General features: G+C 68.9%; 6 protein-coding genes. 3 read left to right on the top strand and 3 right to left on the bottom strand.

From position 1 onward, the window contains the following. Nucleotides 1-382: 382 nt before the first annotated feature. On the bottom strand, nucleotides 383-2,746 hold the full coding sequence (locus AB3X10_RS03210; protein ID WP_369979020.1) for a GH92 family glycosyl hydrolase: 2,364 nt from the start codon (nucleotides 2,744-2,746) through the stop codon (nucleotides 383-385). 128 nt (nucleotides 2,747-2,874) lie between these two features. Between AB3X10_RS03210 and AB3X10_RS03205 the strand changes: the two genes are divergently transcribed. The 3 genes from AB3X10_RS03205 to AB3X10_RS03195 all read left to right on the top strand — a co-directional run bounded on the left by AB3X10_RS03205 (nucleotide 2,875) and on the right by AB3X10_RS03195 (nucleotide 6,603). Further along, nucleotides 2,875-3,924, top strand: coding sequence for a LacI family DNA-binding transcriptional regulator (locus AB3X10_RS03205; protein ID WP_369979018.1), 1,050 nt, complete (start codon nucleotides 2,875-2,877; stop codon nucleotides 3,922-3,924). Next, nucleotides 3,921-5,225 carry a sugar MFS transporter gene (locus AB3X10_RS03200; RefSeq protein ID WP_369979016.1) on the top strand — a complete coding sequence of 435 codons (1,305 nt, stop codon included), beginning with the start codon at nucleotides 3,921-3,923 and terminating at the stop codon, nucleotides 5,223-5,225. The genes AB3X10_RS03205 and AB3X10_RS03200 overlap by 4 nt, the downstream gene beginning before the upstream one ends. A 91-nt stretch (nucleotides 5,226-5,316) precedes the next feature. Then, nucleotides 5,317-6,603, top strand: coding sequence for an AGE family epimerase/isomerase (locus tag AB3X10_RS03195; protein ID WP_369979015.1), 1,287 nt, complete (start codon nucleotides 5,317-5,319; stop codon nucleotides 6,601-6,603). Nucleotides 6,604-6,827: 224 nt separating this feature from the next. On the opposite strand, the gene rpoD is transcribed toward AB3X10_RS03195, so the two are convergent. Then, complete coding sequence (gene rpoD, locus AB3X10_RS03190) at nucleotides 6,828-8,687, bottom strand: RNA polymerase sigma factor RpoD (RefSeq protein ID WP_369979013.1); 1,860 nt, start codon at nucleotides 8,685-8,687, stop codon at nucleotides 6,828-6,830. A gap of 112 nt (nucleotides 8,688-8,799) precedes the next feature. Continuing rightward, a complete protein-coding gene (gene dtd, locus AB3X10_RS03185) occupies nucleotides 8,800-9,240 on the bottom strand; it encodes a D-aminoacyl-tRNA deacylase (RefSeq protein ID WP_369979012.1) in 441 nt (146 codons plus the stop codon). Nucleotides 9,241-9,391: the final 151 nt, after the last annotated feature.

The raw sequence follows: 9,391 nt of genomic DNA, 5'->3' as shown, positions 1-9,391 counted from the left end.
TGCGCGATGTGCCGCATCGGCAATCGGATTGGGCGCCGGGGCGACCATGCCGCTCGATGCGATGCGACAGCGCCACAAGACCACAGGCGATGCCAATGAAATGTGTTCATGGCATTAAGCAGGCGCATACGGCGGCTAACCACGGACGCGGGCCGATCAGATGTTGCAGCGCCGCCGCATGGGCGTTTGCGAAGCACTGCGCACTGCCACGCAGCAGTGGCGACGCCTTAACGTCATCTTCCGTTCACGCGCCTGCGACGGCTTGCGCGCGTGGGCGGGCAGTGGCGCCCGAAGGAAAGGACACGGCGTGCGGTGTGGGTCGCCGCGACGGCCCCGCACAGGTCCATCGCGGCAACCGGAGCGGCGATCGTGCGTCGTGCGTCTATTCGCTCATCGAATAAGCGCGCTCGGCCCCGCCCGCCGCCCAGGCGGTGTTCGGCTCGGCCTGCAGGGTGAAGCGCAGTTCGCCGCCGGCCATGATCTCCTCGTGGCGCAGGAAGGCGCGCTCCAGCGGGCGGCCGTTGAGGGTGACGCTGCCGATGTAGGGATGCGCGTCGTCCAGGCCGTCGGCGACGATGCTGAAACGCTTGCCGTTGGGCAGCGCCAGCGTGGCATGCGGCAGGAACGGACGGCCGATGATGTACTGGTTGCTGGCCGGCGCCACCGGATAGAAACCCAGTGCGGTGAACACGTACCAGGCCGACATCTGCCCCAGGTCGTCGTTGCCGGCCAGGCCGTCGGGACGCGCCGCGTACTGGCTGCGCATGATCTGCTGCAACCGCGCCTGGGTGCGCCACGGCTGCCCGGCGTACGCATACAGATAGGCAACGTGGTGGCTGGGTTCGTTGCCGTGCGCGTACCAGCCGATCAGCCCGGTGATGTCTTCCATGTGTTCGAACACCTTGGGATCGACCTTGGCCTCGAACACCTGGTCCAGCCGTGACAGCAGTTTGTCTTCGCCGCCGTGCGCGCGGGCCAGGCCGGCCACGTCCTGCGGCACGTACCAGGAATACTGCCAGGCGTTGCCTTCGGTGTAGTCGCTGCCGTAGCCGCTGGCGCTGGGGTCGAACGGTTCGCGGAAGCTGCCGTCGCGCTTGCGCGCGCGCATGAAGCCGGTGCCGGCGTCGAAGGCGTGCCGCCAGTTGCCGGCGCGCTTGCCGAATTCGCTGGCCACCTCGCTGCGGCCCATCGCCTGCGCCATGCGCGCGATGGTCCAGTCGTCGAACGCGTACTCCAGGGTCTTGGACGCGGCCTCGCCTTCCTCGTCGATCGGCACGTAGCCCAGTTCGCGGTACTGGGCGATGCCGTCGTAGGGGCCGTAGTTCGCACTGGCCACCATCGCCTCGAGCGCGGCGTTGGTGTCGTAGCCGCGGATGCCCTTCATGTAGGCGTCGGCGATCACCGGCACGGCGTGGTAGCCGATCATGCACCAGGTCTCCAGGCCCTGGAACGACCACACCGGCAGCACGCCGTACGGACTGTTCTTGCGGTGCGCGAGCAGCGAATTGACGATGTCGTTGGTGCGCTGCGGCGGCTGTACCAGGGTCAGCAGCGGATGCAGCGCGCGGTAGGTGTCCCACAGCGAGAACGTCGAGTAATTGGTGTAGCCCTGCGCCTGGTGCACGGCGTTGTCCGGCCCGCGATAGCGGCCGTCGCTGTCCATGAACAGCGTGGGGCCGAGCAGGCTGTGGTACAGCGCGGTGTAGAACTGGGTGCGCTGCTGCGGCGGCGCTTGCACTTCCACCGCACCCAAGGCCTGCGCCCACTGCGCGCGCGCGGCGCGGCGCGCGCCGTCGAAGTCCCAGCCCGGCACTTCGGCGTCGAGGTTGGCGATGGCGTTGTCCTCGCTGACCGGCGAGATCGACACCTTCACCAGCAGCGGCTCGCGCGTGGCCTGGCCGAAGTCGAAGCTGGCCACCAGCTGGCGGCCTTCGATCTGCGCGCGCTGCGCCGGGTCGCTGTCGCCCGGCGGCGGGAAGCCCTTGTAGGGAATGTCCTGCTCGGTGTTGTGCAGGGCATGGCCGCGCAGCGGCTGCGAGAAGCGCAGCGCGAAGTACAGCTGCCGCCCCGGCGCCCAGCCACGGGTTTCGCGGAAGCCGGTGACGGTGCCGTCGGCACGCACGCGCAGCCGCGACCAGCTGATCTTGCCCGGGTAGTCGTACATGCTTGTGCGCAGGTCCAGCAGCACGTGCGCCGGCTGGCCCTTGGGGAAGGTGTAGCGGTGCACGCCGGCACGCGCGCTGGCGGTGAGCTCGGCGCGCACCTGGTAGTCGTCCAGGGTCACCGCGTAGTAGCCGGGCTCGGCGCGTTCGTCGTCGTGGCGGAAGCGCGAGCTGTAGCCGCTGCCGGGTTTGTCCGGATCGCCGCGCTCCAGCCGCACCGCGCCGCTGATCGGCATCAGCAGCACGTCGCCCAGGTCGGAATGGCCGGTGCCGGAGAAGTGCGTGTGCGAGAACCCGACCAGGCTGCGGTCGTCGTAGCGGTAGCCGGCGGCCCAGCCGTAGGCGTCCTTGCGCGGCTGGATGCGCGTGTCCGGGCTCAGCTGGACCATGCCGAAGGGCACCGTGGCGCCGGGATAGGTATGGCCTTCGCCGCCGGTGCCGATGAACGGGTCCACCGCGGCGACGGCGCGCTCGCCCGGACTGGCCGCACTGGCCGCGGCCTGTTCGGTGGCGGCATGTGCCGCCGGCCACACGGCGGCCAGCAACAGCGCCGCGGCGGCGCGCTTGGTCCAGGTATGACGCATGGAGAACTCCCCGGCCGAATCGGTCCAAACGGATACCACAAAAGCCGCCTGCATTTTGCTGCACTGCAAAATGCGCAGCGGATCACGACGGCGCAGGATGGGCGGCCTTTTGAACCGGTCTAATCGCCGTGCCGTCGTCCCCCGCCGACAAACGCGTCACCGTGTCCGACATCGCCGCCGCCTGCGGCGTGTCGCGGGCGACCGTGTCGCTGGTGCTGCGCAACAGCCCGCTGGTGCATGCGGACACGCGCGCGCGGGTGGCGGCGGAGATCGCGCGGCAGGGCTACGTCTACCACCGCGGCGCGGCCAGCCTGCGCGGGCGCGCCTCCAATGCGGTGGCGCTGGTGGTCAACGACCTGGCCAATCCGTTCTTCGCCGAATTCGCCGGCGGCGTGGACGCGGCGCTGGCCGAGGCCGGCTACGTGATGCTGATGGGCAGCACCGGCGAATCGCCGGAGCGCCAGCACAGCGTGCTGGCCTCGCTGATCGAACACCAGCCGGCGGCGCTGATCCTGTCGCCGACCGAGAACACCGACGCGGCACGGCTGCGCCAGTTGCTGGGCACGCGGCTGCCGGTGCTGCTGTTCAACCGCGCGCTGGACGGCGACTGGCCGCTGCTGGCGCTGGACAACCGCCGCGGCGCGCGCCTGGCCACCGAGCACCTGCTGGCGCTCGGGCACCGTGCGATCGCGTTCTTCGGCGGCCACCGCCAGTCCAGTTCCTGCGCCGAACGCCGCGCCGGCTACCGCGACGCGCTGGCCGCCGCCGGCATCGCCGCCGACCCGGCCTGGCTGATCGAATGCGCGCCGACCCGGCTGGAAGCCGCGCGCCAGGCCGGCGCGCTGTGCGCGCGCGATCCCTTGCCGACCGCGTTGGTCTGCTACAACGACGTGGTGGCGCTGGGCCTGGCCAGCGGCCTGGCCGAACGCGGCCGCCACGCCGGCCACGACTACGCGCTGGTCGGTTTCGACGACATCGCCGAAGCCGCCGTCGCCACCCCGCCGCTGTCCACCGTCGCCGTCGCCCCGCGCGAACGCGGCATGCAGGCCGCGCAGCTGGTGCTGGACGCGCTGCGCCAGCAACAGTCACTGCCTGCCCTTACCATCGCCCCGTCCCGGCTGTGCCTGCGTGCCAGCAGCCGGGTCGCCCTATCGCCCGTCCCCGGAGTCGCTGCATGAGCCGTCGTCCGCTGTCCAACACTGCCGCCATCGCGGTGGTCAGCATGATCTTCTTCACCTGGGGCGGCCTGACCAGCCTCAACGATGTGCTGATCCCGCATCTGAAAGCCGTGTTCCAGATGAACTACGCGCAGTCGATGCTGATCCAGTTCACCTTCTTCGGCGCGTACTTCCTGATGTCGCTGCCGGCCGGTGCGGTGGTGGCGCGGGTCGGCTACAAGGCCAGCATCGTCATCGGCCTGGTGGTCGCGGCGATCGGCGCGGCGATGTTCTACCCGGCCGCGCGGCTGCCGTCGTATCCGCTGTTCCTGACCGCGCTGTTCGTGCTGGCCAGCGGCATCACCCTGCTGCAGGTGGCGGCCAACCCGTACATCAGCCTGATCGGCGAACCGAGCAAGGCGCCGAGCCGGCTGAACTTCGCGCAGGCGCTGAATTCGCTGGGCACCACGGTGTTCCCGCTGCTGATCGGCCCGCTGATCCTGGCCACCGCGGTGCTGTCGGCCGACAAGATCGCGGCGATGAGCGCGCTCGAGCAGGCGGCCTATCGCGGCGCGCAGGCGCAATCGGTACAGGTGCCGTACCTGTTGCTGGCCGGCGGCCTGTTGCTGCTGGCGGTGTTCGTGCTGGTGATGCGCATTCCGTCGCTGCGCGAGGACGATGCCGGCAGCACCGAGTCGCATCACAGCTTCGGCGATGCGCTGCGCCAGTCGCACCTGCTGTGGGGCGTGGTGGCGATCTTCATGTACGTGGGCGCGGAAGTGTCGATCGGCAGCTTCCTGATCAACTACATCTCCGGCCCGACCACCGGCGGCCTGACCGAAGCCACCGCCAGCCGCTACCTGGCGTTCTACTGGGGCGGCGCGATGGTCGGCCGCTTCGCCGGCGCCGCGCTGCTGCAGGTGATCCCGGCGCGCAAGCTGCTGGCCGCCTTCGCCGGCGTCGCCTCGCTGCTGCTGATCGTGACCATGATCAGCACCGGCCACGTGGCGATGTGGAGCGTGATCGCGATCGGCCTGTTCAACTCGATCATGTTCCCGACCATCTTCACCGTGGCCATCGAGCGCCTGGGTCCGCTGACCAGCAAGGCCTCGAGCCTGCTGATCATGGGCATCGTCGGCGGCGCGCTGGTGCCGCTGGCGCAGGGCGCGCTGGCCGACGTGGTCGGCATCCAGCACGCCTTCGTGATCCCGCTGCTGTGCTACGCCTACATCCTCTGGTACGGCCTGCGCGGCTCGCGACTGTCGGCCAACCTGCCAGCCGAGGTGCCCGGCGCCACGCCGGTGGCGCGCGCGATGCATTGATCCGCGGCACGGGCGCGGCGGCACGTTGCCGCCGCGCCTGCGCCTGGCCGTTCTTTTCCCTTCCCCCACCCACCTGGCTCCCAGCGACCGCATGAACCTGCCTGCCACGCCCCTGCCCGACTTCGCCGATGCCGCCGTGCTGCGCGCGCACATCGCCGACACCATGGCCTTCTACCATCCGCGCGCGATCGATCCGGATGGCGGCTTCTTCCACTATTTCCGCGACGACGGCAGCGTGTACGACGCCGGCCACCGCCACCTGGTCAGCAGCACCCGCTTCGTCTTCAACTACGCGATGGCGGCGAACGAATTCGCCGATTCGCCGCTGGCCGCCGAGTACCTGGAGGCCGTGCGCCACGGCCTGCGCTACCTGCGCGAGGTGCACCGCGATGCCGCCAGCGGCGGCTACGTGTGGACCCTGCGCGACGGCGTCGCCGAGGACCGCACCCAGCACGCCTACGGCGCCGCGTTCGTGCTGCTGGCCTACGCCACCGCGAAGAAGGCCGGCATCGACACCGACGCGTGGATGGACGAGACCTGGCAGCTGCTGGAAACCCGCTACTGGGACGCCGCCGCCGGCCTGTACCGCGACGAGGCCACGCCGGAGTGGCAGTTCTCCAGCTACCGCGGGCAGAACGCCAACATGCACCTGTGCGAGGCGCTGATCGCCGCCTACGAGGCCAGCGCCGAATCGCGCTACCTGCAGCGCGCGCTGCTGCTCGCCGACCACATCACCCGCCGCCAGGCGGCGCTGGCCGGCGGCCTGGTGTGGGAGCACTACGATGCGAACTGGCAGGTGGACTGGGACTACAACCGCGACAATCCCAAGCACCTGTTCCGGCCATGGGGCTTCCAGCCCGGCCACCAGGTGGAGTGGTCGAAGCTGCTGGTGCTGCTGCACGGGCACCTGCAGGCCGCTTCCGGCACCGCGCCGGCGTGGCTGCTGCCGACCGCGCGGCACCTGTTCGACACCGCGCTGGCGCACGGCTGGGACGCGCAATACGGCGGCATCGTCTACGGCTTCGCCTCCGGCAGCGAGGCCGAACCGGTGGTCGGCGTGCCCGACGTGGCGCAACACCCGACCTACTTCTGCGACGACGACAAGTATTTCTGGGTGCAGGCCGAAGCGATCGCCGCCGCCGCGAGGCTGCTGGCCGCCAGCGGCGATGCGTCCTACCGCAGCGCCTACGACAAATTGTGGGCGTATTCGTGGGAGCACCTGGTCGACCACCGCTACGGCGCCTGGTTCCGCATCCTCAGCCGCGACAACCGCAGCTACAGCGACGAGAAGAGCCCGGCCGGCAAGACCGACTACCACACCATGGGCGCCTGCCACGACGTGCTGGCGGTGATGCGCGGCAGCAAGGCGTTCGCGTAGGCGGATAGCGCGGAGATGCACTGTGGGAGCGACTTCAGTCGCGACGAGGCTCTACCAGGAATGCCCGTCGCGACCGAAGTCGCTCCCACACGGGTTGGCTAGCCGCTGACATGACAGCGCATGGCGGCGGCATGCACCGCCACCATGCGCAACACCACCAACGCCACGCCCACAAAAAAGCCCCGCACATGGCGGGGCTCTTCGTTGCCGCGAACCGCGCTCGATCAGTCGATGTCGAGGAAGCTGCGCAGCTGCTCGGAGCGGCTGGGATGACGCAGCTTGCGCAGCGCCTTGGCCTCTATCTGGCGGATGCGCTCGCGGGTGACGTCGAACTGCTTGCCGACTTCCTCGAGGGTGTGGTCGGTGTTCATGTCGATGCCGAAGCGCATGCGCAGCACCTTGGCCTCGCGCGGGGTCAGCCCGGCGAGCACGTCGCGCACGGTCTCGGACAGGTTGATGTTGGTGGTGTTCTCGATCGGGGACTCCACGTTGGTGTCCTCGATGAAGTCGCCCAGATGCGAATCCTCGTCGTCGCCGATCGGGGTTTCCATCGAGATCGGCTCCTTGGCGATCTTCATCACCTTGCGGATCTTGTCCTCCGGCATGTCCATTTCCTTGGCCAGCTCCTCCGGCGTGGCCTCGCGGCCGTACTGCTGGAGCATCTGCCGGGAAATGCGGTTCAACTTGTTGATCGTCTCGATCATGTGCACCGGGATGCGGATGGTGCGCGCCTGGTCGGCGATCGAACGGGTGATGGCCTGGCGGATCCACCAGGTCGCATACGTGGAGAACTTGTAGCCGCGGCGGTACTCGAACTTGTCCACCGCCTTCATCAGGCCGATGTTGCCTTCCTGGATCAGGTCGAGGAACTGCAGGCCGCGGTTGGTGTACTTCTTGGCGATGGAGATCACCAGGCGCAGGTTGGCCTCGACCATTTCCTTCTTGGCCTTGCGCGCCTTGGCTTCGCCGTAGGCCATCGCCCGGCTGATTTCCTTCAGCTCGGTCAGGCTCAGGTAGGTCGCCTGCTCCACCGCCACGGTGGCTTCCTGCTCGGCGACGATCTGGTCCTTGACGTCGCGCAGCGCCGAGGACCACTTCTGCTTGCGCTTCAGTGCATCGTCGACCCAGGCCACGTTGGTCTGGTTGCCTTCCCAGGAGCGGATGAAATCCTTGCGCGGCATCCGCGCCACGTGCGTGGCCAGGTGCAGCACGCGACGCTCGTGGTCCTTGACCTGGGCCATGGTGTCGCGCAGCTTGCGCACCAGCACGTCGGTCAGCGGCAGCGGCAGCTTCAAGGTGACGAACACCTCGGCGATGTCGGTGCGCAGCTTGGTGACCAGCTTGTGCTCGGCGCCGTTCTTGGCGTGCGCCTTCTTGAACTTGGCGTATTCGGTGGCCAGCACCTCCATGCGCCGCGCGACCTCGGCCGGGTCCGGACCGGTCGGGCCGGCCTCTTCCTCGGCGGCTTCGACTTCCTCGTCGTCGTCGTCGCTGTCGGCATCGGCGGCGCTGTCGTCGTCGCTGGCGACCACGACCGGCGCCGGCTCTTCCTCGATCAGGTCGTTGAAGCCGACCACGATCTCGGCCAGGCGCTTCTTGCCTTCCTTGTGCTGTTCGTAGTCCTCGAGCAGGGTCTCCACCGCCAGCGGGAACGCGCCCAGCGCGGCCTGGACCTGGCTGAGGCCTTCCTCGATGCGCTTGGCGATGGCGATTTCGCCCTCGCGGGTCAGCAGCTCGACCGTGCCCATCTCGCGCATGTACATGCGCACCGGGTCGGTGGTACGGCCACCTTCGGTGTCGAGCGCGGTCAGCGCCGCGGCGGCTTCCTCGGCCGCGGTGTCGTCGACTTCGCGGTTGCCGGTGTTGCCGTCGTTGAGCAGCAGGGTCTCGGCGTCGGGGGCGACTTCATGGACATCGATGCCCATGCCGTTGATCATGCCGATGATGTCTTCGATCTGTTCGGGATCGACCAGGTCGTCGGGGAGGTGGTCGTTGACTTCCGCGTAGGTCAGATAGCCCTGTTCCAGGCCCTTGCTGATCAGTTGCTTGATGTCGGATTGCTGGGCAGGACGTTCGTTGGCCATGAGTGCTCGCGCCACCGGCAGGTAGATGAATGAGTGAACCTAGCATTATAACAGCCCGGACCGCCGCTTGCCGGACGAGGAGCATGAATCGCTCCGCCAGGAGCGCCCCGGCCTAGGGCCGGAGCAGGAAAGTGACCGGGCCGTCGTTGACCAGGCTGACGATCATATGGGCACCGAAGCGCCCGCTTTCCACCCCTGGCGGGTGCCGTTCCCGGCAGATGTCCAGCAATCGGTTGAAGCCGCGTTCAGCCTCGGCCGGCGGCGCCGCGGTGGTGAAGCTGGGCCGCATCCCGGAGCCGGTGTCCGCGGCCAGGGTGAACTGGCTGACCAGCAGCAGGCCGCCGCCGGTGTCGCGCAGCGAGCGGTTCATGCGCCCGCTGGCGTCGGCGAACACGCGGTAGCCGAGCAGGCGCTCGGCCATGCGCTGCAACCTGGCCTCGGTGTCGCCCGGTTCCACCGCCACCAGCGCCAGCAGGCCGGGGCCGATACGGCCGACCACCGCGTCGTCGACACGGACTTCGGCCTGGCTGACGCGCTGGATCAGGGAGAGCATGGGCGGGATTGGGGATTGGGGATTGGGGATTCGCAAGCATCCGGGTTCGGCCGGGCGCCGTCATCCCGCCGCGATCATCGCCGAATCGCGGCGGTTGGCGGAAGTTGCGCCGGCGCGCAAGCGGGCCGATTCCGTGATGCCGATCGGGTCA

Origin of the sequence: Xanthomonas sp. DAR 80977 (assembly GCF_041240605.1) — a bacterium.
In the GTDB taxonomy this organism is placed as follows: Bacteria; Pseudomonadota; Gammaproteobacteria; order Xanthomonadales; family Xanthomonadaceae; genus Xanthomonas_A; species Xanthomonas_A bundabergensis.
Note: the sequence above shows the minus strand (reverse complement) of the source record. Positions and strands in the feature narration are given on the sequence as shown.